The following is a 24018-nucleotide window of genomic DNA, read 5'->3' as shown; positions in this document are numbered from 1 at the left end:
CAAAGCGGCCCCAATGGCATCAGCCGTGGTTCTTGCCGAGCAATGCGTGATAAAGCTCGGTATCCCCAAGTATCCCCACCACCTTGTCGTTATCCTGCAACACCAGCTTGTTGCCGGTCTGATAACGAATCTGTAGCGCCTCGCGCATTCCGATATCGGCATTTACCAACGTTGGGCGGCGGCCCAGCAGCTCCACATCCTGCCCTGGTGCCCAGTTCTGCAGGTCAAGCCCGTTCTGCCCCTGGCGTGCGCGCTTGATCGAGCCACCTTCGCCAAGGTCCAGCCACGAGTCGATGCCCGGGTCCAGGCACACCGAACCGTTCACCCGCTTGCAGTTGTCCAGGCTGCGCATCAGGCTGCGCCCGCACAGCACGTTCAGTGGGTTGGTATGGGCGACAAATGTACGCACATACTCGTCGGCCGGGTTGAGCACGATCTCTTCCGGCTTGCTGTACTGGATGATCCGCCCGTCCTTCATGATGGCGATGCGGCTACCCAGTTTCAGCGCCTCGTCCAGGTCGTGGCTGACGAACACGATGGTCTTGCTCAGCTTGGCCTGCAGGCCCAGCAACTCGTCTTGCAGGCCCTGGCGGATCAGCGGGTCCAGTGCCGAGAACGGTTCGTCCATCAGCAGGATGTCGGCATCCATCGCCAGCGCCCGGGCCAGGCCCACGCGCTGCTGCATGCCGCCAGACAGTTCGTCCGGCTTCTTGTTGCGCCACTGGGTCAGGCCCACCAGTTCGAGCTTCTCGTCTACCAGCTTGCGTCGTTCCTTCTCGGGGCGGCCCTGCATTTCCAGGCCAAAGCTGATGTTCTCGCGCACCGTCAGCCAGGGCATCAGGGCGAATTTCTGGAACACCATGGCAATGCGCTTGGTGCGCATCATCTTCAGTTCGGCCGGGGTGCAGTGGGCAATATCGATGTGCTTGCCTTCGTGCTCGACGAACAGCTTGCCGCGGCTGACGGTGTTGAGGCCGTTGATGCAGCGCAGCAAACTCGACTTGCCCGAGCCGGACAGGCCCATCAGCACGCAGATCTCGCCCTTCTGGATATCCAGGTTGGCCTTCTCGACACCCACCACCAGGCCGGTCTGCTTGAGAATCTGCTCGCGGGTCTGGCCTTGGTCGAGCAGTGCCAGCGCTTCGCGCGGCTTGTTGGAGAAGATGACGTCGACGTCTTCGAAACGAATGATGCTCATGCTTCACCCCTTACCGGCAGGTCCGGTTGCTTGCAGATACGGTCGAGCATGATCGCCAGCAGCACGATTGCCAGGCCCGCTTCGAAGCCCAGGGAAATATCGGCGGTGTTCAGTGCGTTGACCACAGGTTTGCCCAGGCCGTCAGCGCCGACCAGGGCGGCGATCACCACCATCGATAGCGACAGCATGATGCACTGGGTAACGCCGGCGGCGATGCTTGGCATCGCGTGCGGCAGTTCGATACGGGTGAGCAGCTGGCGCCGTGAGCAGCCAAAGGCCTTGCCGGCATCCATCAGCTCCTGCGGGACGTCGCAGATGCCCAGATAGGTGAGACGGATTGGCGCGGCGATGGCAAACACCACTGTCGAGATCAGCCCCGGCACCACACCCAGGCCGAACAGGGTCAGGGTGGGGATCAGGTAGACGAAGGTAGGTACCGTCTGCATCAGGTCGAGTACCGGGCGCATGGCGGTATAGAACATCGGTTTGTGCGCGGCGACGATGCCCAGTGGCACGCCGATGGCCACGCAAACCACCGTGGCGAAGGTGACCTGCGCCAGGGTTTCCATGGTTTCCTGCCAGTAACCCAGGTTGAGGATCAGCAGGAACGACAGGGCGACGAATGCGGTCAGCGCCCACTTGCGCTGGATGAAATGCGCCAGGGCGGCGAACAGAGCGATGAGCACGAACGGATTGAAGAAAGTCAGGGCACTGGTTACGCCATGGATCATGAACTCCAGGCCTTGCGCGATGGCGTCGAAGTAATTCGCGCCGTTCTGGGTCAGCCACTCGACGAACGACGCGATGTACTGGCCCAGGGGTATTTTCTGATCGATAAGCATGATAGCGAGCTTCCACCTGCATAGATTGAACTCAACCCGGGGCAGGCACGGTCCTGCCCCGAGGTAGCGCTATTGCGTATTTCGTTATTGCGTCAGCTTGGCCTTGGCCGCCTCAAGGCCGGGTTTGCCATCCACGGTGGTTACGCCGGCCAGCCAGGCATCCAGTTTGCCAGGGTTGTCCTTGAGCCACTTCTTGGCAGCCGCCTCGGGTTTCATCTTGTCGTCCAGGACATAGCCCATCATGGTGCTTTCATCCTTGAGCTCGAACGACAGGTTCTTCAACAGCTGGCCAACGTTGCTGCATTCCTGCACATAGCCCTTGCGGGTGTTGGTCAATACGGTCGCCTTGCCGAAGTCGGGGCCGAAGAATTCGTCTCCGCCGGTCAGGTACTGCATCTTGAAGCGGGTGTTCATCGGGTGCGGTTCCCAGCCGAGGAACACGATGGCCTCGCCGCGTTTCTGCGCGCGGTCGACCTGCGACAGCATGCCGGCCTCGCTGGACTGAACGATCTTGAATCCGGCGTCCTTCAGGCCGAAGGCGTTCTTGTCGATCATGCTCTGGATGGTGCGGTTGCCATCGTTGCCGGGCTCGATGCCGTAGATCTTGCCGTCCAGTTCCTGCTTGAACTTGGGAATGTCGCTGAAATCCTTCAGGCCCTTGTCATAAAGCGCCTGGGGCACGGCCAGGGTGTACTTGGCGTTTTCCAGGTTGGCGCGCACGGTTTCCACGGTGCCGGCGTCGCGATACTGCTTGATGTCGTTCTCCATGGTCGGCATCCAGTTGCCGAGAAACACGTCCAGGTCCTTGCCGGTGGCCAGCGACTTGTAGGTCACCGGTACCGAGATCATGGTGGTGTGGGTCTTGTAACCCAGTGCTTCGAGCACAACGCTGGTGGTCGCGGTGGTGACCGTGATGTCGGTCCAGCCGACATCCGAGAACCGTACCGTCTTGCATTGCTCGGGTTCGGCGGCCTGGGCCAGCAAAGGCGCGGACAGCAACGCAACCAGCAACAGCGAGGGTGAACCTTTCATGGATGGACTCCTGTGATTTTGTCTTCGGGTTCGCGTGGGTCGCCGGGCTTTCTCAGGGTCCGGTCGACCAGGCCTGCAGAGGGCAGGATGCGTGGCCGTGCTTTACGAGTCGCTTTCGATAATCCTCCAGCGCCGTGCAATCGCCTACTGGTGGGGTCGTAACCAGTACGGAACGGGTCGTATCCAGTATGGGCGATGTCGTTTATGGATTTTTCCACCCCCTCAGCCGCATTTTTACGTCACCAGGCCGCCGTAAAGCGGCGTGGCAAGGGCAGCTCCCCGGTTGAAAACAGCGCGGCGCTGCTGGACAAAAGTACGTCGGTTGCAGACGGCGAGGGGGTTGGTAAAAGCCCGATGATGCGTGCATTCAAGGCGGCCCGCTGCTTCAGCCTAGCAGTTACCCCGCCCTGCGCATGGCGCGCAGAGACAAGCCCAGCAAGAGGTGATTCGACAATGGCCATCAGCGTGTTCGACCTGTTCAAGATCGGTGTCGGGCCCTCCAGCTCCCACACCGTAGGCCCCATGCGTGCTGGCGCCCTGTTCGTCCAGGGCCTGCGCGAACGCGGCGAGCTGGAACGTGTGAAGCGGATCGAAGTGCGCCTGTATGGCTCGCTGTCGGCCACAGGTGTGGGGCACGGCACCGACAATGCCACCATCATGGGCTTGATGGGTGAATGGCCTGACGCCATCGACCCGACCCAGATCGCGCCGCGTATAGCCGACCTGCGCGAAACCAACACCCTGCAGCTGGACAGCCGCCTGCCCATCGAATTCGTCTGGGCCCGCGACATGCTGTTGCTGGACGAGAATTTGCCGTACCACCCCAACGCCATGACCCTGGTTGCCGAAGGCGAACAGGGCGAGCTGCACCGCGACACCTACTACTCGGTGGGTGGCGGCTTCGTGGTCGATGCCGCCCAGGCCGCCAGCGGCGTGCTGGATGCTGACCAGACGGTGCTGCCGTACGATTTCAATAGCGCTGCCGAACTGCTGCGCCTGTGCAAGCAAAACGACCTCAGCGTGTCGCAATTGATGATGGCCAACGAGAAGGTCTGGCGCAGCGAGGAAGAGATCCGCGCCGGCCTGCACAAGCTCTGGGAAGCCATGCAGGAATGCGTCAACAACGGCCTCAAGTACGAAGGCACGCTGCCCGGCGGATTGAACGTGCGCCGCCGCGCCGCCAAGCTGCACCGCAGCCTGCAGGAAATCGGCAAACCCAACGTGATCGGCTCGACCATGAGCGCCATGGAGTGGGTCAACCTGTTCGCCTTGGCGGTCAATGAAGAAAACGCTGCCGGGGGGCGTATGGTTACCGCACCGACCAACGGTGCGGCGGGCATCATCCCGGCGGTGTTGCACTACTACATGCGCTTCAGCGATGCGGTGGACGAGTCCAGCGTGGTCGACTTCTTCCTCGGTGCTGCCGCGGTGGGCATCCTGTGCAAGAAGAACGCCTCGATCTCTGGTGCCGAAGTGGGTTGCCAGGGGGAAGTCGGCTCGGCTTGCGCCATGGCAGCGGCGGGTCTTGCCGAAGTGCTGGGCGCGACCCCGCCACAGGTGGAGAACGCTGCCGAGATCGCCCTGGAGCACAACCTGGGCCTGACCTGCGACCCGGTTGGCGGATTGGTGCAGGTGCCGTGCATCGAGCGCAACGCTATTGCTGCGGTCAAGGCCATCAACGCAGTGCAGATGGCCTTGCGTGGTGACGGCGAGCACTTCATTTCCCTCGACCAGGTGATCCGCACCATGCGCGATACCGGGGCCGACATGCACGACAAGTATAAAGAGACTTCGCGCGGTGGTTTGGCGGTCAGCGCGATCGAGTGCTGATAGCTTGACCGGAACTCAAGGGCCTCTTCGCGGGTGAAACCGTGAAGAGGCCCTTGAGTTTGACGCAGGTGCAGCACAGCCCCCCCAATGCATCCTTATGGTGCAGCGCGACGCATACCAATCGTCGGGTGTCGTAATCAGTGCGGGCATTGTCGGTGACACTCAAGAGTGTCGTTTCTGGGCATCCTACACTGCGCGTGTCACCAAATTGCTCAGCCATTCCACGCACACCGCCTAGCACGCCCGTTCTACGATGATTGACCAACTCGATCAAAGCACCTGATTTGCCTAACAAAGGCGTCGTTTTCAGGTTTTTTTGGATGGCCGTTCAACTTCAGGCACGGCGTTTGCGTAGAGATTGGTACCAAGGCCCCCACACATGAAACCGGGGCCATACATAACAAGAAATCAGTGCTCGCCTGAGGCACCCCCTGCATTTGTGTGAGGAGAAATCGCGATGACGTCGTACACCTCCGGGAACCCAACCCAGAACCGCACAGCCCCCCAGTCCATCGGGTTTCTCCTATTGGACAATTTCACCCTGATTTCCCTGGCGTCGGCCGTCGAGCCGCTGCGCATGGCCAACCAGCTGTCCGGCCGCGAGCTGTACCGCTGGCACACCCTAACCGCCGATGGTGGACAGGTGTGGGCCAGCGATGGCTTGCAGATAACCCCTGACGCCGCGATGCACAGTGCGCCTCCCATCGATACCGTGATTGTTTGCGGCGGCGTGGGCATCCAGCGCAGTGTCACCCGCGAGCATGTCACCTGGTTGCAAACCCAGGCCCGCCAGTCGCGCCGCCTGGGCGCGGTATGCACCGGCAGCTGGGCCTTGGCCTGTGCCGGGCTGCTGGATGGTTTCGATTGCAGTGTGCACTGGGAGTGCCTGGCCGCGATGCAAGAGGCTTTCCCGCGCGTCAACATGAGCACCCGCCTGTTCACCCTCGACCGTAACCGCTTCACCAGCTCCGGCGGTACTGCGCCGCTGGACATGATGCTGCACCTGATCAGCCGCGACCACGGCCGTGAACTGTCGGCGGCGATCTCCGAAATGTTCGTCTACGAGCGCATCCGCAACGAGCAGGATCACCAGCGCGTGCCGCTCAAGCACATGCTTGGCACCAACCAGCCAAAGCTGCAGGAAATCGTTGCGCTGATGGAGGCCAACCTCGAAGAGCCGATCGACCTGGACGAACTGGCGGTATACGTGTCGGTATCGCGCCGGCAGCTCGAGCGCCTGTTCCAGAAGTACCTGCACTGTTCGCCGTCGCGTTACTACCTGAAGCTGCGCCTGATCCGCGCCCGGCAGCTGCTGAAGCAGACGCCGATGTCGATCATCGAAGTGGCGTCGGTGTGCGGCTTCGTGTCTACCCCGCACTTCTCCAAATGCTACCGCGAGTATTTCGGCATTCCGCCGCGTGACGAGCGCGTGGGCTCCAACACCGCGCAGCAGGTGGCGATGATGCCGATCCCGCAGGCCATGACCCTGTCGCCGCACAGCGGGCCGATGGCGGCCCTGAGCCAGGCGCGCAATGAGTCGACCTTTGCCAGTGTAAGGCTCTGAAACGGAGCCGGCCTCTTCGCGGGCTTGCCCGCTCCCACAGGATGTGCACAGTATTTGAACTCTGTGCAATCCCTGTGGGAGCGGGCAAGCCCGCGAAGAGGCCGGTGCAGGAAAACTCTGTCAGCCGCGCTTGTTGAACTGCGCCAACGCCGGCAACAGCTGTTTGTCGATAGCCTGGCGCACCGCCGGCAGGATCGTCGCACTACCGGTATACATCTGCTCCACCATCCCCTTCAACGCCCGTGCATTGGGCTCGGTCAGCCCACGCACCACCGCTTCGCACGCCTGCTCGGCAGTAGCGCCGGCCGGAATCTCGAACCCGCGCGCGCGCAGGTGGCCTGCCAGATCGTCCTGGTCAATCAAATCCGCATGCATCATGGCTGTTGTCCCTTTTATCGCTAAGAGAGTGCTGCTGTGATTTACGACCGATTCTGTGACGCCGGCGACATGCCCGCAACAACAGAATGGCGCCATGGCTGCTTTGGCTAAGAACAGGTCGTTTACGGCTAAATCCAGTGTTCGGGAAGTGCGCAAACTCAAGCCATCTGCCGCAACGGAGGGTTTGGTCACCCTCGTTCGTGTACAGTGGATGTTGCTCGCTCTTGGCCCCGGATGCTCACGGCTTTCCGGGGTTATTTTTTTGACTGAATACATGACCTGTGGGAGCGGGCGTGCCCGCGAATGCGATGGTGGATTTACCGCCGCATTCGCGGGCACGCCCGCTCCCACAGGTTATATGTTGCTGCTCAGTTTGGTGTAGGCAGGGCTATCACACGGCCGACGAACTCAGCCGGGGGCACATCCTGCTGCTCATCCACCAACCCTTGCAGCAACTCGACACCACGCTCACTGAACGGTGCCGACCTCGGCCCCGCCAGGTCCACATGCAGCAGCATCTGCTCACTGGCCGCCAGCGCTTCGGCGAACCCTGCCCGGTGCAGGCTGTGGTACGCATGCAGGCGCTTGCGATCAAAGCCGATGATCTGCGTCTGCACCCATACCTCGGTGCCCAGCTTCACTTCGTGCAGGTAGTTGATGTGCGCCTCCAGGGTGAACAGCGAGTTACCGCTCTGGCCGCGGCTGTCGGCATCCAGGCCGATGCGCTCCATCAGCGCGTCGGTGGCGTAGCTGAAGATCAGCAGGTAGTAGGCATCGCGCAGGTGCCCGTTGTAGTCGACCCAGTCCTCCTGGACCGGGGTGCGGTAGGTGATCAGTGCGGGCATCGCGGTCTCCTCAGTCGCCGAAAGCCATACCGTGGCTGGCCTTGCTGGTCTTTACCGCTTCCAGCACTGCCAACAGGGTGTCATCACGATAGCGCTCCAGCGCGGCGATGCTGCGATCCGCCAGTTGCTCGGAAGTCCCTTCGACCACATCGTCGATCAACTTGTCGGTGAGTTCCGGCGCCGGCAGGTAGGTCCAGGGCAGTTTCAACGCCGGGCCGAACTGGGCCATGAAGTGACGCATGCCCGCATCACCACCGGCCAGGGTGTAGGTGAGGAACGTGCCCATGAACGACCAGCGCAGGCCGGCGCCGAAGCGGATGGCATCGTCGATCTCGCCGGTGCTGGCCACGCCGTCGTTGACCAAGTGCAGTGCTTCGCGCCACAGCGCTTCGAGCAGGCGGTCGGCGATGAACCCGGGCACTTCCTTGCGTACGTGTAGCGGGCGCATGCCCAGGGCGGTGTAGATGGTCCGGGCCGCTTCGATGGCCTCGGGAGCGGTGCGGTTGCCGCCGACGATTTCCACCAGCGGCAGCAGGTACACCGGGTTGAACGGGTGGCCGACCACGCAGCGCTCGGGGTGGGTGGCCGACTCGTAGAACTCGCTGGGCAGCAGGCCCGAGGTGCTGGAACCGATGATCGTGTCGGGTTTGGCGGCGGCGCTGATCTTTGCGTGCAGGTCGAGCTTCAGGTCCAGGCGTTCAGGGGCGCTTTCCTGGATGAAATCGGCGTCGCGGACGCATTCCTCGATGGTGGCGACGAACTTCAGGCGGTCTTGTGATGCGCCTGGTGCCAGGCCTTGCTTTTCCAGTGCCGGCCAGGCGTTGGCGATGCGCTTGCGCAAGGCCTGCTCGGCGCCTGGCGCCGGGTCCCAGGCGACCACGTCCAGGCCGTGGGCCAGGGCGCGCGCGACCCAGCCGCTGCCGATCACGCCACTACCCAGCGCGGCGAAGGTCTTGATCTCGGTGATGAAGGTCATGTTGGGCTCCTGAAAGTGTCAGCGGCGTTTGAGGTTCATCTTTTCCCGGCCTTCGGCCGGGGTCAGCACACGGGCGCCAAGGCGCGAAATGATTTCCACCGCGCGCTCGACCAACTGGCCGTTGCTGGCCAGCACACCACGGTCCAGGTACAGGTTGTCCTCCAGGCCCACCCGCACGTTGCCGCCCAGCAGCACCGCCTGTGCGGCCATCGGCATCTGCATGCGACCGATACCGAACCCGGCCCAGGTGACGTTTGGCGGCAAGTTGTCGACCATCGCCTTCATGGTGGTGGTATCGGCCGGAGCGCCCCACGGGATACCCAGGCACAGCTGGAACAGCGGGTCTTCGAGCAGGCCTTCCTTCATCATCTGCTTGGCAAACCACAGGTGGCCGGTGTCGAAGATTTCCAGCTCGGCTTTTACCCCCAGCTCGGTAATGCGCTTGGCGCCGGCGCGTAGTTGTGCCGGGGTGGAGACGTAGATCGAGTTGCCGTCGCCGAAGTTGAGGGTGCCGCAGTCGAGGGTGCAGATTTCCGGCAGCAGCGCTTCGACATGGGCCAGACGCTCCAGTGGGCCGATCAGGTCGGTACCCGCGCCGAACTCCAGTGGTGTTTCACCCGGGCCGATTTCCAGGTCGCCACCCATGCCCGCGGTAAGGTTGACGATGATGTCCACGTCGGCTTCGCGGATGCGCTCCATGACTTCTCGATACAGCGCCACGTCACGGCTGAAGCGGCCGGTTTGCGGGTCGCGCACGTGGCAGTGGACCACGGTGGCGCCGGCTTTGGCGGCCTCTACGGCAGACTCGGCGATCTGCTTGGGGGTGACTGGAACAAGGTGGCTTTTCGAGGCGGTGTCGCCGGCGCCGGTGAGGGCGCAGGTGATGATGACGTCGTGGTTCATGTCGGGGTTCCTTGAGAGAGCTGTGGTGGCCTTTTCGCGGGCATGCCCGCTCCCACAGGGTCTGCGCAGACCTTGTTCTATGCGCTGTACCTGTAGGAGCAGCCTTGTGCTGCGAAGGGGGGCTGTCAGTTGGCAGTGAGCTTGAGGTTGTCAGCAGCCGGCTTGCCATCGAAGGTGGTCACACCCTCCAGCCAGCGGGCCTTGTCCTCGGGGTGGTCCTTGAGCCACTGGCGGGCCGACTCCAGCGCATCCTTGTGGTCGAGCAGCGGCTGCATCATGCGGCTCTCGTCCTCGGCACTGAAATTCAGGTTGGCCAGCAGGCGGTGGGCGTTGGGGCAGCGTTCGGCGTAGTCCGGCGCGGTCACCGTCCACACTGTCGCGCGGCCTTCGTCAGGGCCCAGGGCGTCCTGGCTGTCGCCCAGGTAGACCATGTCGATATTCACGTTCATCGGGTGCGGTGCCCAGCCGAAGAACACCACAGCCTCGTTGCGCCGCACCGCGCGGTCGACGGCGGCGAGCATGCCGGCCTCGCTGGACTCGACCAGCTGGAACTTGCCCAGGCCGAACTGGTTCTTGGCGATCATCGCCTTGATCTGGGTATTGGCGCCGGAGCCTGGTTCGATGCCGTAGATTTTCCCACCCAGTTCCTTCTCGAATTTGTGGATGTCGGCGAAGGTCTTCAGGCCCTTGTCGGCCAGGTACTTGGGCACCGCCAGGGTGGCGCGGGCGTCTTCCAGGCTCGGCTTGTCGAGCACCTTGACCTGTTTGGCGTCGACGAACGGTGTGATGGTCTGGGTCATGATAGGGTTCCAGTAACCCAGGAACATGTCCAGGCGCTTGTCGCGGATGCCGGCGAAGATGATCTGCTGTGAAGCGCTGGTCTGCTTGGTCTGGTAGCCAAGGCCATCGAGCAGCACCTGCGCCATGGCGCTGGTGGCGATGACGTCGGTCCAGTTGACCACGCCCAGACGGACGTTCTTGCAAGCCGCGGGCTCGGCGGCGAATAGTGGGGAAGTGGCGATGCTGCTCAGGGCAAGGGTCAACAGGCTGCGGCGGATCAAGCTGTGCATGGTGGCTCTCCATCGGCAGTGCATATTGTTATTGGGGTTCGACCTCTCTGGGTCGTATGAAGAAGCTACGCTGCTGTCAGGGTGGAAAATCGCACCCTGGCGACCAACATTTGCACGGAGGCGACCACCTTTGCCGTGGAGCATGCAATGCCGCAAATCATTCACTTCCTGTTGTTGCCCGGGTTCTCGGCCATGGGTTTCATCAGTGCCCTGGAACCACTGCGGGTGGCCAACCGCTTCAAGGGCCCGTTGTATCGCTGGCAGGTATTGAGCCTGGACGGTGGGGCGGTGCAGGCCAGCAATGGCATGTCGGTGAACGCCGATGCAGCGCTGGCGGCGGGCGAACCTGGTGGCATCCTGCTGATCGTCGCCGGTTTCGAGCCATTGGCCTGTTACGGGCCGGCGCTGCAGCAGGCGTTACGCCGCCTGGACCATGAGGGGGTGGTTCTGGGTGGCATCGATACCGGCGCGGTGGTGCTGGCCGAGGCCGGCCTGCTCGACGGCCACCGCGCCACCGTGCACTGGGAGGCGCTGGAGGCGTTCAAGGAGCGCTATCCACGCTTGCAGGTGACCCAGGAGCTGTTCGAGATCGATCGGCGTCGCATCACCTGCGCAGGCGGTACCGCGTCAATCGACCTGATGCTTGACCTGATCGGCCAGGCCCATGGCAGCGAGCTGGCGGTGCAGGTGTCCGAGCAGTTCGTGCTCGGGCGTATTCGCCAGCGCCAGGACCACCAGCGCATGCAGATCGCCAGCCGTTACTGCATCAGCAACAAGAAGCTCGTAAAGGTGATCGGCGAGATGGAGCGAAATATCGAGCAGCCGCTCAACACCCAGGTGCTGGCCGATGCAGTGCAGGTGACTCGGCGGCAACTGGAGCGCCTGTTCCGCTTGCATCTGGACGACACGCCCAGTGGCTTCTATCTGCGATTGCGACTGGACAAGGCTCGGCAGCTATTGCGCCAGACCGACATGAGTGTGCTGGAGGTGGCGGTGGCGTGCGGGTTCGAGTCGGCGTCGTATTTCACACGCAGCTACCGGGCACGGTTCGAGCGGTGTCCGCGGGAGGATCGGTTGGCCCGGGTGGTGTGACTGGTCCTCGTGAGCCATTGAGGTTCAACTCTCGCCTCCTTGGAAAACTTGTTTGGTTAGACGAGGTGGGAGCCCCGATCAGTTATTTGACCGCCTTTACAACTGATCGGGGGGGCACATATTAGGGTTGAGCAAATCCTGGTTTGCCGTTTGCAGCACGCCAAGCCTTCACCTCGGCCACAATTTGCTCAGGGCTATCTTTCCCTTCCTCTGGGTAAAAAAGAAGATCTGATCCAGCAGGGTGCTCTGACAGTTGCTCAAATTTCTCCACAGCGCTACGGTGCGCTTCGTCGCTAGGGTAGTCAACTATGTATATTTTTTTTACAAACTCCAAAAAATCTGTTTCTTTAATATCGCTAATAGAATCATTCATTTTTAATTGCCTTGGTGAATTTGGATATGGAGGTCGGGAGTCGTAAGGAAAATGTTCTCTGCGTTGTACACTTCTCCGCCCCGAGAAATCAATGTTTTATGATGCAGTTCCACCACAACTCGTTTCCCGACACGAGCATTTTTGGGAACGTACGGAGCGAGCCCTTTTCTCATCCTAGAAATGTTCACCCGACTGAATTGTTTTGAAAGCATTTCGTCATTGCCAATTGCTTTCCAGATCGCTTCCCTCATGGACCGCCAATTTGGGAAGTTTCTCCCCCGCAGCAAGTCAGCAACCTGCATTGGAATGGGGGCTCCTTCACCTGTCGAAGCGCCTCTAGACCACGATTCGTCAACTTGAGGGCCGTACCCACTTGCCGTACCAGGATCTTCTCGCCGATCCCTGAACATTGTGTAGATTGGCGGCAGCCCCGAGTCTGCAGGAAAAACAACGATGTAGTCATCAAGGTTGGCGTCAGCAATACCTGGGTAGCTGTCAATCCTGATTTCAACCGGTAGCAATTCAGCTCCGGGATAAATCTTCGGAGGTTTTTGCTCAGAGGGCAGGCTGGTAGAGGAGTCTCCTGGTTTGTCGATAGGAGTCCAGGTGAGGGTCCGCGGCGGTGAGTCTGCGGTGGTCGCGGTATAGATGTTGCGTTGTGCGTCGAATGAAGCGGTAAGTACACGTACCTCAAATGGAACGGGGCCGCCGTTAGCTTTGACTACGAAAATTTCCGAGGCGCCCTCGGCCGTGGTCCGGGAGCTGAAACGGTAGGGCATCTCAGCTGTGCTGCTTATGCCTTCATTGGTTGCCAATGCTATGCTTACTTGGGGAGCTAGATCTGACAGCGGCGTTTGCAGGCTGTAGCGATCAGGGAGCTCACCATTACCGAGCCGAGGCGAGTAGAGCAAAGCCGAAACACCGACGATGAAACCCGAGCCTACAGCGACCGCATAACCTTCTAGTGCTCCAATCGCAGTTCCTAATACTGTGCGAAGTGAGAACAGGGGGGTATTACTCGACACTGTGCCTGCAGCCGTAAGCACGACCGAGCTGATTTGTGCAATGGAACCAGATGTAGAGTATGTATTTGCTGCTCGGACTGTGGCAGTTTCGGCGGCGATACGCTCGGCTTCGGCCTTCGCGGCAGCCTCGGCGGCGATACGCTCGGCTTCGGCCTTCGCGGCAGCCTCGGCGGCGATACGCTCGGCTTCGGCCTTCGCGGCAGCCTCGGCGGCGATACGCTCGGCTTCGGCCTTCGCGGCAGCCTCGGCGGCGATACGCTCGGCTTCGGCCTTCGCGGCAGCCTCAGCGGCGATACGCTCTGCTTCGGCATTTGCGGCAGCTCTGGCTGCCATACGCGCGGCTTCTCGGGCTTGGACGCGGGCCCGTACTTGCTCTGTAGTGCTGCCCTGCAATTGTTGCGATAGATGATAAATCTGGAGTGCAATAAAGTCCCTAGTCTTAGAGTGGGCGTAGCTCTGTGTGGCTCTCTGAACGAAAAGGTCTGGGTTGTCGCTTATTTTTCCATATTTTTGCTCGTAACTGGAGATGACGGATGCAGAAGACCTCCATGTAGAATTGAAACCTAATAGTTGTCTGGCATTAGTGTCGAGAAGCGGTATCTCATCTAGTTTTTGTAGAATTAGGTCCTCCATTGCATATTTTCGCGCGTTGATGTCATTTGCGTAGAGAGTGGCTGCCAGTTCCTCAACTTCTTCAGTTACTGATTGAATAATGTTGCCTAATTCAAATTTGCTGGTGTTCTCACTTCTGATTGCATCCAGCAGTTGCTCTGGTTTCGGGAGTGCCGTTGGAGAAGGAGTGGCAGGTGGTATATCAGAGATGAATGGGCCAGGCGCGGCATATGGCCAGTGAGGTAACCCAAAGGGATAAAGTGTGGGGAGTATTACTGGGATTCTATTTGTAGGATAGACATACTGGTCAGGTAGAACTAAAGGGCCCTGCATGTGACGCTCCAATTGAAAAGCAGCAGTTAGCTGCGGAGCTTGGAATCTTCGGCATTTGGCAGGGTTTAATGGAGAGAGATATAGTTCCCGGCTATCTGGTGTTTCTTGACTTAGCTTGGATTTCACGGCGCATCTAATGACCGTATTATTAGCTGTGTTGGGCTAGGGCGGCAGCCAATACTGAGATCGAGAGCTGAATTTCGCTTTTTAAGTCATCTCATGATGGTTGTTTTGATTTTTTACAATGTAAGTGAGGAGCGGTGCGTGATGACTGCTGCCCCATGGACTGCAGGTATTCCGAGCGGTCATTGCTGCGTTACGTAAAGCAAGTATCCCAGACCGCCTGAAGCGCCTTGTTGCCAGGCTTGTCGGCATAGGGCTCGACCTCTCGGTCAGCATCCCGCAGCTGCGCCAAGAGCTTTTCGGCTGCGTCCATGCGCCGACCAAGGCAGTGTCCTTGTCGCTTTGATCGGCATACTGGTCGAGAATGTGCTGGATTAGGTCGCGCAGCGCACCGCAATTATCGGGGCGGCGATGAAGGGGCTTTCATCGTCTCAGATATGGATCAGGAGTATCCGCTGTCTGAGGGGCTGAGCATGGCGCAATCGGTAGGAGGTATCGAGCGAATCGGCCAAGTTACCTACCGAACAGAAGCCAAACTGGGAAAAAGTAACTGAAATCTTTCGCGCGGCCCATGGAGGCTCTGTGCCGTGCGTTCTGGCGACCAATATTTGCACGGTGGCGACCACCCTCAGCCTTGGAGCGTGCAATGCCGCCTGGTTAGAACTGATCGAGGTCAGAAAGCGCCTGGAGGCGGTTTTCGACCTGTACTCGCCGCGCCTCGAAAGCCCGGGCGTCGAGTTTCGCGCCCATGTGGTCCAGTTGCAGGGCAAGGCGCGTACGTGGGGCATCCGGGTCGGTCGAACAGCACAGGTTGAAGACGATCGCCAGCGGGCTTCCGCTATCATCCAGGTCAAATTCGATGCGCAGGTGCGAGCTGGCCGAGGTGCTGCGCAGCAGGGCGAGGTCTGGCTGTTTCAAGCCATTAAGTATGTCGTTGGCAACCCGCTCGAACTTGAGGTTGCGACGCTGGGGCGCTGGAATCCAGCCGTTGAAGACGTCTTGAAACACAGCATCCGTGGGTACGCAGTTGATGCTTTTCGTTGTCCGCTCGATCAGTTCGACACCGCTGTTTTCCAGGCCCTGCAGAAAACGGTTGAACCAGCGCTGGCCATCCTGTTGGCGATCGTGAACCTGGTTGGCTTCCAGTTGCGCCAGGCGCAAGCAGGCATGAAGGTCTTCCCAGGGTTGGGTGGCAGGTTTGGTGGGCATGCTTCTGGCCCTCGCCGTAGGCGTAGGAAGGGGAACCTGGCGCCGCATGGCGGCGCCAGGCGCAGGTCAGATGTCCAGCGCCAGGATGTCGAACGCTTGGCTGGCCAGCTTCATCCTGACGGCTTCGCGCATGGCGTCGAAGTGGCGAACACTGAACGAGCCCTGCTGCGAGGCCCGGTATACCCTGGTGTTCGACTTGTCGATGATGCGGCCAGCGGAACCTGCGGTTTTCTCAGCCTTGTCATAGCTCAGCTGAACGCTGGTCATGTGCATGATCGGCAGGCCTTGCGGTGTCATCTCGCAGGCCGAAATCTGAATGGTGCTGGATTTGCCCGAAACGCTCACGCTGCTTTCTTCGAGCAGTTGCTGCGCCTTGGGTGTTTGCACGATCACTTCGAAGGAGCGTTTTACACAGCGGCTCAGGCGGTGGCTGGCGCCGATCTGGACGGTGACGATCTGCGGCACCAGGGTGGCCAGCGTGTGGGTGTCCTTGTCGATTGCCTCCTCGACATGGGCGGCGCCGGTCAGCGTCCAGCCGAACTTGCCCAGGCCGTCGTTGTAGAAGTTGTACCACTCGCGCTGCTGGGTTTCCTTGTCGAACTTCTTGTTTGCTGACAGGTTCATCAAGCGCATGCCATCGAGCACGTCTTCGGCAACGCTGGCAGGTACATCCGGGGCAAAGATGCAGACGGTGTTGGCAACCATGACGGCGCGTTCTTCGCCTTCTTTCTTCAGGGCGGCAATGGCGCTGTTCATGTCGGTCTTGCTGATAGTAGAGGTCATGTCTTGGTTTCCGATCGAGTTCATCATCGGCACCTCGGGTGAGGCGCCGGGAACGCACTTTGGTTCGGATCGTCAAGACAGATAAGCCGAAAGCCTTTCCTGCCGAGGAACTCCCTTACTGCTGGCCGATGGACTGCAGGTACTCCGAGCGGTCATCGCTGCGTTGTGCCACGCAGGTGTTCCACGCTGCTTCGAACGCCTTGCTGCCCGGTTTCTCGGCATAGGTTTCGACCTTGCAGTCGGCATCGCGCAGTTGCGTCCACAGTTTCTCGGCCGCCTCCATGCGCCCGGCCAAGGCGTCTGCCTTGTCGCCTTCGTCGGCGTACTGGTCGCGAATGCGCTGTATCAGGTCGTCATACGCCGACTTAAGTTCACGCTCGGCCGTCTGCTTGTTGAATGCCGCGCAAGCGAATGTCTGCTGGTCGGTCTCGACGTTGTCGCACGGGGTGCTTTCTTCCTCGCCGGCCTGGGCGCCCGATACGACAGCCAGCAGTACCAGCCATGCCATTGATTTCATCCGTTTTCTCCTCAACAAGGCTGACGAATCGGCTGGATTCTCGCTCAGCCGCCGACAAGACGATAGCTCCCTGAAGAAATGTTCATGAAACGGCCGGAAATGTCGTTATCGAGACTGTCTCTCATCGCCAGACGGCGCGCCAGAGGGCGCGATGTCGCGCATTGACGCTTTCGGCAAACCCCCTGTCGTTTTTGCATCGGGGCGCCTTTGGGCACAGGCATATGCTGGCCCCAAAGCGCCGGCAATAAGGTTTGGCGCAAACCCATTCAATAAAAGGGGACAGCCTGATGAGCCCAGCCGAACTTCACGCCGACAGCATCGTCATCGACGGCCTGATCATTGCCAAGTGGAACCGCGAGCTGTTCGAAGACATGCGCAAAGGCGGGCTGACTGCGGCCAACTGCACGGTGTCGGTCTGGGAAGGCTTCAAGGCTACCGTCGACAACATCGCCGCCAGCCAGAAGCTGATCCGCGATAACAGCGACCTGGTGATGCCGGTACGCACCACCGCCGACATCCGCAAGGCCAAGGAACTGGGCAAGACCGGCATTCTCTTCGGCTTCCAGAACGCCCACGCCTTCGAAGACCAGATCGCCTACGTCGACGTGTTCAAGCAGCTGGGCGTGGGTATCGTGCAGATGTGCTACAACACCCAGAACCTGGTCGGTACCGGTTGCTACGAGCGAGACGGCGGCCTGTCGGGCTTCGGTCGCGAGATCGTTGCCGAAATGAACCGCGTCGGCATCATGTGCGACCTGTCCCACGTGGGCTCCAAGACCTCCGAAGAAGTCATCCTCGAGTCGAAAAAGCCGGTCTGCTACTCGCACTGCCTGCCTTCGGGCCTGAAAGAGCACCCGCGCAACAAGTCGGACGAAGAGCTGAAGTTCATCGCCGACCACGGCGGTTTCGTCGGCGTGACCATGTTCGCGCCGTTCCTGGCCAAGGGCATCGACTCGACCATCGACGACTACGCCGAAGCCATCGAGTACACCATGAACATCGTCGGTGAAGACGCCATCGGTATCGGTACCGACTTCACCCAGGGCCACGGCCAGGACTTCTTCGAATACCTGACCCACGACAAGGGTTACGCCCGTCGCCTGACCAACTTCGGCAAGATCATCAACCCGCTGGGCATCCGCACTGTGGGCGAATTCCCCAACCTCACCGAAACCTTGCTCAAGCGCGGCCACTCCGAGCGCGTGGTGCGCAAGATCATGGGTGAGAACTGGGTCAACGTCCTCAAGGACGTGTGGGGCGAGTAAGCCGCTCTCCAAGCCTGAAAGCCCCTGCCAGCAACGCCGGGGCATCCCGATAAAAAATTTTATGGAGTTGAGTTTCCATGGCCAAGATCGCCCCGCAATTGCCAATCGAAGTAGACAGCGAGACCGGTGTCTGGACCAGCGACGCCTTGCCGATGCTGTACGTGCCGCGCCATTTCTTCGTCAACAACCACATGGGCATCGAAGAAGTCCTGGGCGCCGACAAGTACGCCGAGATCCTCTACAAGGCCGGCTACAAGTCCGCCTGGCACTGGTGTGAAAAAGAAGCCGAGTGCCATGGCCTGGAAGGCGTTGCGGTGTTCGAGCACTACATGAAGCGCCTGAGCCAGCGCGGCTGGGGCCTGTTCGAAATCCAGGACATCGACCTCGACAAGGGCACCTGCAGCGTCAAGCTCAAGCACTCCGCGTTCGTGTACGTCTATGGCAAGTGCGGCCGCAAGGTCGACTACATGTTCACCGGCTGGTTCGCCGGCGCCATGGACCAGATTCTCGCTGCCCGCGGCAGCTCGATCCGCACTGTGGCCGAACAGGTCTATGGCGGGTCGGAAGAAGGCCACGAAGATGGCCTGTTCGTTACAAAGCCGTTGTAAGCCGGAGATAGCGTCATGGCATTCGAAGCAATGTTCCAGCCGATCCAGATCGGCAAACTGACCATCCGCAACCGTGTGCTCAGCACCGCGCACGCCGAGGTCTACGCCACTGACGGCGGCATGACGACCGACCGCTACGTGAAGTACTACGAAGAAAAGGCCAAGGGCGGTATCGGCCTGGCGATCTGCGGCGGCTCGTCGGTGGTGGCCATCGACAGCCCGCAGGAGTGGTGGTCGTCGGTCAACCTGTCGACCGACCGCATCATCCCGCACTTCCAGAACCTGGCCGACGCCATGCACAAGCATGGCGCCAAGATCATGATCCAGATTACCCACATGGGCCGTCGCTCGCGTTGGGACGGCTTCAACTGGCCGACCCTGATGTCGCCGTCGGGTATCCGTGAACCCGTGCACCGCGCCACCTGCAAGACCATCGAGGTGGAAGAGATCTGGCGCGTGATCGGCAACTACGCGCAAGCTGCCCGCCGCGCCAAGGAAGGTGGCCTGGACGGCGTGGAACTGTCGGCCGTGCACCAGCACATGATCGACCAGTTCTGGAGCCCGCGGGTCAACAAGCGTACCGACGAATGGGGCGGCACCTTCGAAGGCCGCATGAAGTTCGGCCTGGAAGTACTGAAGGCTGTGCGCGCCGAGGTCGGTGACGACTTCTGCGTGGGCATGCGTATCTGTGGCGACGAGTTCCACCCCGATGGCCTCAGCCACGAGGACATGAAGCAGATCGCTGCCTACTACGACGCCACTGGCATGCTCGACTTCATCGGCGTGGTCGGTTCGGGTTGCGACACCCACAACACCCTGGCCAACGTCATCCCGAACATGAGCTACCCGCCGGAGCCGTTCCTGCACCTGGCGGCCGGCATCAAGGAAGTGGTCAAGGTCCCGGTGCTGCACGCGCAGAACATCAAGGACCCGAACCAGGCCACGCGTATCCTCGAAGGCGGCTACGTGGACATGGTCGGCATGACCCGTGCGCACATGGCCGACCCGCACCTGATCGCCAAGATCAAGATGGGCCAGATCGACCAGATCAAGCAGTGCGTCGGTGCCAACTACTGCATCGACCGCCAGTACCAGGGCCTGGATGTGCTGTGCATCCAGAACGCCGCGACCTCCCGTGAATACATGGGCGTGCCGCACATCATCGAGAAGACCACCGGCGCCAAGCGCAAGGTGGTGGTGGTTGGTGCCGGCCCGGCCGGCATGGAAGCGGCCCGTGTGGCTGCCGAACGTGGCCACGACGTGACCCTGTTCGAGAAGAAGGAGCAGATTGGCGGGCAGATCACCATCGCCGCCAAGGCCCCGCAGCGTGACCAGATCGCCGGTATTACCCGTTGGTACCAGCTGGAGCTTGCGCGCCTGAAGGTCGACCTGCGCCTGGGCACCGCCGCCGACGTGGCTGCCATTCAGGACCTGCGCCCGGACATCATCGTGCTGGCGGTAGGTGGGCATTCCTTCCTGGAGCAGAACGAGCACTGGGGCGCCGCCGAAGGGCTGGTAGTCAGCAGCTGGGACGTGCTCGACGGCAAGGTTGCGCCGGGCAAGAACGTGCTGGTGTACGACACCATCTGTGAGTTCACTGGCATGTCGGTGGCTGACTTCATCGCCGACAAGGGCAGCCAGGTCGAGATCGTCACCGACGACATCAAGCCAGGCGTGGCCATGGGCGGTACAACCTTCCCGACCTACTACCGCAGCATGTATCCGAAAGAAGTGATCATGACCGGCGACATGATGCTGGAAAAGGTCTACCGCGAAGGCGACAAGCTGGTGGCGGTGCTGGAAAACGAATACACCGGTGCCAAGGAAGAGCGCGTGGTCGACCAGGTGGTGGTGGAGAACGGCGTGCGTCCTGACGAGCAGCTGTACTACGCACTGAAAGAAGGTTCGCGCAACAAAGGCCAGATCGACGTGGAGGCGCTGTTCGCCATCAAGCCACAGCCGATCCTCAGCCAGCCGGGCGAAGGCTACCTGCTGTACCGCATCGGCGACTGCGTGGCCCAGCGCAACGTGCATGCGGCGATCTACGACGCCTTGCGCCTGTGCAAGGACTTCTGATCGAGAAAAATCGTCGCCACCGGGCGCGGTCCCTGTGGGAGCGGGTTCACCCGCGAAAGCGTCAGCACAAGCAACAGAGTTGTCTGATCTGACGCATTCGCGGGTAAACCCGCTCCCACAAGGGGCCAATCCCACCTTCAGAGTGGCGCAAGAATCCAGCTGTTGTGGGAGCCTCCCATGTTGAACACCCTTCTACCAATCCTGCTGTTCGCTGCCCTTGGCCTGGCAGTGCTCGGCGCCCTGCGCCGGGTGCGCATGTGGCGGCGTGGCCGGCCGTCCAAGGTCAACCTGATCGGCGGCCTGCTGGCCATGCCGCGCCGCTACCTGGTGGACCTGCACCATGTGGTCGAGCGCGACAAGTACATGTCCAAGACCCACGTGGCCACCGCTGGCGGCTTCGTGCTGTCGGCCGTGCTGGCGATCCTGGTGCACGGCTTCGGCCTGCAGAGCAAGATCCTCGGCTACGCGTTGCTGGTGGCCACGGTGATCATGTTCAGCGGCGCCATCTTCGTCTTCAAGCGCCGCCTCAACCCGCCTTCGCGCCTGTCCAAGGGCCCGTGGATGCGCCTGCCGAAGAGCTTGCTGGCGTTTGCCGTGAGCTTCTTCATCGCCACCTTGCCGGTTGCCGGCATCCTGCCGGCCAACACCGGTGGCTGGGTGATGGTGGGCATTCTCGGGCTGGGCGTGCTGTGGGGCGTGTCGGAGTTGTTCTTCGGCATGACCTGGGGCGGCCCGATGAAACACGCCTTCGCCGGTGCCCTGCACTTGGCCTGGCACCGCCGCGCCGAACGCTTTGGCGGCGGCCGTTCCACCGGCCTCAAGCCGCTGGACCTGGAAGACCCGAACGCGCCACTGGGCGTGGAAAAGCCGGTGGACTTCACCTGGAACCAGCTGCTGGGCTTCGACGCCTGCGTGCAGTGCGGTAAATGCGAAGCCATGTGCCCGGCCTTTGCCGCCGGCCAGCCGCTGAACCCGAAAAAGCTCATCCAGGACATGGTCATCGGCCTGGCCGGTGGTACTGACGCGCAGTTTGCCGGCAGCCCATACCCGGGCAAACCGATCGGTGAGCATGGCGGCCACCCGCACCAGCCGATCGTCAATGGCCTGGTCGACGCCGAAACGCTGTGGTCGTGTACCACCTGCCGTGCCTGCGTTGAGGAATGCCCGATGATGATCGAGCACGTCGATGCCATCGTCGACATGCGCCGTCACCTCACCCTTGAAAAAGGCGCTACCCCGAACAAGGGCGCCGAAGTGCTGGACAACCTGATCGCTACCGACAACCCGGGCGGCTTCGCCCCTGGCGGGCGCATGAACTGGGCCGCCGACCTCAACCTGCAACTGCTGTCGGAGGTGAAAACCACCGAGGTGCTGTTCTGGGTCGGTGACGGCGCCTTCGACATGCGCAACCAGCGCACCCTGCGCTCGTTCGTCAAAGTGCTCAAGGCGTCGGGCGTGGACTTTGCCGTGCTCGGCCTGGAAGAGCGCGACAGCGGCGACGTGGCGCGCCGTCTGGGCGATGAAGCGACCTTCCAGCAACTGGCCAAACGCAATATCCAGACCCTGGCCAAGTACAAGTTCCAGCGCATCGTCACCTGCGACCCGCACAGCTTCCACGTGCTGAAGAACGAGTACGGCGCCCTGGGCGGCGACTACCAGGTGCAGCACCACAGCACCTACATCGCCGAACTGATCGCGGCCAACAAGCTCAACCTCGGCCAGCACAAGGGTGGCAGCGTCACTTACCACGACCCGTGCTACCTGGGTCGTTACAACGGTGAGTACGAAGCTCCGCGTGCCGTGCTCAAGGCCCTGGGTATCGAAGTGCGCGAGATGCAGCGCTCGGGCTTCCGTTCCCGTTGCTGCGGCGGTGGCGGCGGTGCGCCGATCACCGACATCCCTGGCAAGCAGCGTATCCCGGACATGCGCATGGACGACATCCGCGAGACCGAGGCCGAGCTGGTAGCTGTGGGTTGCCCACAGTGCACCGCCATGCTCGAAGGTGTGGTCGAACCGCGGCCGCAGATCAAGGACCTGGCCGAACTGGTGGCCGACGTGCTGATCGAAGAGGACGCGCCCTCTGCCCCAAAGCCGCAAACGGCCAAACGTGAACCTGCGGAGGTGCACTGATGAGCGACATTATCCGCCGCGACCCACGCGCCGAGTGGATCGCCCGTAACCGTCTGCACCCGCTGCATGCAGCGATGCAGACGCAGCAGACCAGCTGGATGGGGCCCAACGGCCTCATCCGCAAGAACCCCCATGCGATTGCCGCAGGCTTCATCGGCCCGGCCGGCATTAAGCGCATCGACCGCAGCGGCGCCCAGCAGGGCACCGCCGTGGGCGGGCGACGCACGGCGGCGGCCGAGGTCAAGCTGCCGCTGCACCAGGTGCCGGCGCCGGCGTTCTACATCGCCGTGGTGCCAGACATGGTCGGCGGCCGCCTGAGCAGCCACGACCGCGACCTGCTCGGCCTGGCCCACAGTCTGGCCGGCAGCGACGGTGCGGTGCTGGCAGTGGTGTTTGGCGAGCACAAGGAAAGCAACTTTTCCACAGCCGGGGTCGACCGCCTGCTGGTCATCGAAGGCGAGGCTTTCGAAGGTTATGCACCGGAGCAACTGGTACAAGGCTTGCGGGCTGTGGATAACCAGTTCACCCCGCGCCACTGGCTGCTGCCCGACAGCCGCACCGGTGGCGGCGAACTGGGCCGGCGCCTGGGCGCGGCACTGGGCGAGCGCCCGGCGACGCGGGTATGGCAGGTCAAGGACGGCCAGTGCATCGGCCGTGCCGGTGCCGGCCAGCAAGACCTGCAGCGCGCCGTACCACGCTTGATCCTGGCGGCGGCCGAGTGCGCCGAGCCAGTCAGCGAAACCCGTCACGAAGCGCTGCCGGTGGAGTTGTCCACAAGCGTGGCGCGCAGCCTGTCGCGCATCGAAGACCTCGGCTCGGTGGCCGTGGACCCGGCCACCATTGCCATGGCCGAAGCCGAGTTCATCGTCTCGGGCGGCAACGGGGTCAAGGACTGGGACCTGTATCACAAGGCCACCGCGGCCCTCGGCGCCACCGAAGGCGCCTCGCGGGTGGCGGTGGACGACGGCTTCATGCCGCGCAACCGCCAGGTGGGTGCCACCGGTACCTGGGTTACCGCACGGGTCTACGTGGCTGTGGGTATCTCGGGCGCGATCCAGCACCTGCAGGGCATCGGCGCCTGCGACAAGGTGGTGGCGATCAACATGGACCCGGGCTGCGACATGATCAAACGGGCCGACCTGTCGGTAATTGGCGACAGTTCGGCGATTCTCCAGGCACTGATCGAGGCTGTGGACAACTACCGCAGCGGCGGCCAGCGCGACGCGGCATAAGG

General features: G+C 61.5%; 21 protein-coding genes. 8 read left to right on the top strand and 13 right to left on the bottom strand.

The window, feature by feature from the left end; all coding sequences use genetic code 11:
- Nucleotides 1–19: 19 nt before the first annotated feature.
- The 3 genes from choV to IMX18_RS22915 all read right to left on the bottom strand — a co-directional run bounded on the left by choV (nt 20) and on the right by IMX18_RS22915 (nt 3072).
- On the bottom strand, nt 20–1198 hold the full coding sequence (choV, locus tag IMX18_RS22925; RefSeq protein WP_003257485.1) for a choline ABC transporter ATP-binding protein: 1179 nt from the start codon (nt 1196–1198) through the stop codon (nt 20–22).
- A complete protein-coding gene (gene choW / locus IMX18_RS22920; RefSeq protein ID WP_169774667.1) occupies nt 1195–2043 on the bottom strand; it encodes a choline ABC transporter permease subunit in 849 nt (282 codons plus the stop codon). Before choW ends, choV begins: the two co-directional genes overlap by 4 nt.
- 81 nt (nt 2044–2124) lie before the next feature.
- Nucleotides 2125–3072 carry a choline ABC transporter substrate-binding protein gene (locus IMX18_RS22915; RefSeq protein ID WP_015268637.1) on the bottom strand — a complete coding sequence of 316 codons (948 nt, stop codon included), beginning with the start codon at nt 3070–3072 and terminating at the stop codon, nt 2125–2127.
- Nucleotides 3073–3525: 453 nt separating this feature from the next.
- Between IMX18_RS22915 and IMX18_RS22910 the strand changes: the two genes are divergently transcribed.
- Both IMX18_RS22910 and gbdR read left to right on the top strand, forming a co-directional pair.
- The gene (locus IMX18_RS22910; protein WP_015268638.1) at nt 3526–4902 is read left to right on the top strand and encodes an L-serine ammonia-lyase; all 1377 of its coding nucleotides are present in this window, start codon (nt 3526–3528) and stop codon (nt 4900–4902) included.
- 457 nt (nt 4903–5359) lie between these two features.
- On the top strand, nt 5360–6466 hold the full coding sequence (gene gbdR / locus IMX18_RS22905) for a choline metabolism transcriptional regulator GbdR (protein ID WP_015268639.1): 1107 nt from the start codon (nt 5360–5362) through the stop codon (nt 6464–6466).
- A gap of 120 nt (nt 6467–6586) precedes the next feature.
- On the opposite strand, the gene IMX18_RS22900 is transcribed toward gbdR, so the two are convergent.
- From IMX18_RS22900 to choX, 5 genes are all read right to left on the bottom strand, one after another.
- Complete coding sequence (locus tag IMX18_RS22900; protein ID WP_003257487.1) at nt 6587–6844, bottom strand: hypothetical protein; 258 nt, start codon at nt 6842–6844, stop codon at nt 6587–6589.
- A 368-nt stretch (nt 6845–7212) separates the two neighbouring features.
- Nucleotides 7213–7689, bottom strand: a complete 477-nt coding sequence (locus IMX18_RS22895; RefSeq protein WP_217190238.1) for a thioesterase family protein — start codon at nt 7687–7689, stop codon at nt 7213–7215.
- A 10-nt stretch (nt 7690–7699) separates the two neighbouring features.
- Nucleotides 7700–8665, bottom strand: coding sequence for an L-carnitine dehydrogenase (locus IMX18_RS22890; protein ID WP_139657352.1), 966 nt, complete (start codon nt 8663–8665; stop codon nt 7700–7702).
- A gap of 18 nt (nt 8666–8683) precedes the next feature.
- Nucleotides 8684–9568, bottom strand: coding sequence for a 3-dehydrocarnitine:acetyl-CoA trimethylamine transferase CdhC (gene cdhC / locus IMX18_RS22885; protein ID WP_024088001.1), 885 nt, complete (start codon nt 9566–9568; stop codon nt 8684–8686).
- 125 nt (nt 9569–9693) lie between these two features.
- Entirely contained in the window at nt 9694–10638 is a 945-nt protein-coding gene (gene choX / locus IMX18_RS22880) for a choline ABC transporter substrate-binding protein (RefSeq protein WP_015268643.1), read from the bottom strand.
- Nucleotides 10639–10785: 147 nt separating this feature from the next.
- On the opposite strand from choX, the gene IMX18_RS22875 reads away from it, so the two are divergent.
- Nucleotides 10786–11730 carry a GlxA family transcriptional regulator gene (locus IMX18_RS22875; RefSeq protein ID WP_217190235.1) on the top strand — a complete coding sequence of 315 codons (945 nt, stop codon included), beginning with the start codon at nt 10786–10788 and terminating at the stop codon, nt 11728–11730.
- A 121-nt stretch (nt 11731–11851) separates the two neighbouring features.
- Here the strand turns inward: IMX18_RS22875 and IMX18_RS22870 are convergent, their stop codons facing one another.
- The 5 genes from IMX18_RS22870 to IMX18_RS22850 form a co-directional block, all read right to left on the bottom strand.
- Nucleotides 11852–12103 (bottom strand): bacteriocin immunity protein, encoded by a 252-nt coding sequence (locus IMX18_RS22870; RefSeq protein ID WP_015268645.1) that lies wholly within the window; start codon nt 12101–12103, stop codon nt 11852–11854.
- 2 nt (nt 12104–12105) lie between these two features.
- The gene (locus tag IMX18_RS22865) at nt 12106–14073 is read right to left on the bottom strand and encodes an S-type pyocin domain-containing protein (protein ID WP_217190232.1); all 1968 of its coding nucleotides are present in this window, start codon (nt 14071–14073) and stop codon (nt 12106–12108) included.
- A gap of 780 nt (nt 14074–14853) precedes the next feature.
- A complete protein-coding gene (locus tag IMX18_RS22860) occupies nt 14854–15405 on the bottom strand; it encodes a hypothetical protein (protein WP_015268648.1) in 552 nt (183 codons plus the stop codon).
- A gap of 66 nt (nt 15406–15471) precedes the next feature.
- Nucleotides 15472–16188 (bottom strand): hypothetical protein, encoded by a 717-nt coding sequence (locus tag IMX18_RS22855; protein WP_080958440.1) that lies wholly within the window; start codon nt 16186–16188, stop codon nt 15472–15474.
- A gap of 115 nt (nt 16189–16303) precedes the next feature.
- Nucleotides 16304–16705, bottom strand: coding sequence for a lysozyme inhibitor LprI family protein (locus IMX18_RS22850; RefSeq protein ID WP_003257504.1), 402 nt, complete (start codon nt 16703–16705; stop codon nt 16304–16306).
- Between the two features lie 287 nt (nt 16706–16992).
- Here IMX18_RS22850 and IMX18_RS22845 point away from each other — a divergent pair, with 287 nt between their 5' ends.
- From IMX18_RS22845 to etfA, 5 genes are all read left to right on the top strand, one after another.
- Nucleotides 16993–17970: a dipeptidase gene (locus IMX18_RS22845; RefSeq protein WP_003257506.1), complete on the top strand. Its 978-nt coding sequence runs from the start codon at nt 16993–16995 to the stop codon at nt 17968–17970.
- Between the two features lie 77 nt (nt 17971–18047).
- On the top strand, nt 18048–18578 hold the full coding sequence (locus tag IMX18_RS22840) for a DUF5943 domain-containing protein (RefSeq protein WP_013970507.1): 531 nt from the start codon (nt 18048–18050) through the stop codon (nt 18576–18578).
- Between the two features lie 15 nt (nt 18579–18593).
- Nucleotides 18594–20654, top strand: coding sequence for a dimethylglycine demethylation protein DgcA (dgcA, locus tag IMX18_RS22835; protein ID WP_013970508.1), 2061 nt, complete (start codon nt 18594–18596; stop codon nt 20652–20654).
- Between the two features lie 177 nt (nt 20655–20831).
- On the top strand, nt 20832–22784 hold the full coding sequence (gene dgcB, locus IMX18_RS22830) for a dimethylglycine demethylation protein DgcB (protein ID WP_013970509.1): 1953 nt from the start codon (nt 20832–20834) through the stop codon (nt 22782–22784).
- Complete coding sequence (etfA, locus tag IMX18_RS22825) at nt 22784–24016, top strand: electron transfer flavoprotein subunit alpha (protein WP_039613190.1); 1233 nt, start codon at nt 22784–22786, stop codon at nt 24014–24016. The genes dgcB and etfA overlap by 1 nt, the downstream gene beginning before the upstream one ends.
- Nucleotides 24017–24018 lie beyond the last annotated feature (2 nt).

Source organism: Pseudomonas shirazica (genome assembly GCF_015168335.1).
Classification (GTDB): Bacteria; Pseudomonadota; Gammaproteobacteria; order Pseudomonadales; family Pseudomonadaceae; genus Aquipseudomonas; species Aquipseudomonas asiatica.
The sequence above is the reverse complement of the archived record's forward strand: the minus strand, read 5'-3'. Positions and strand labels throughout refer to the sequence as shown.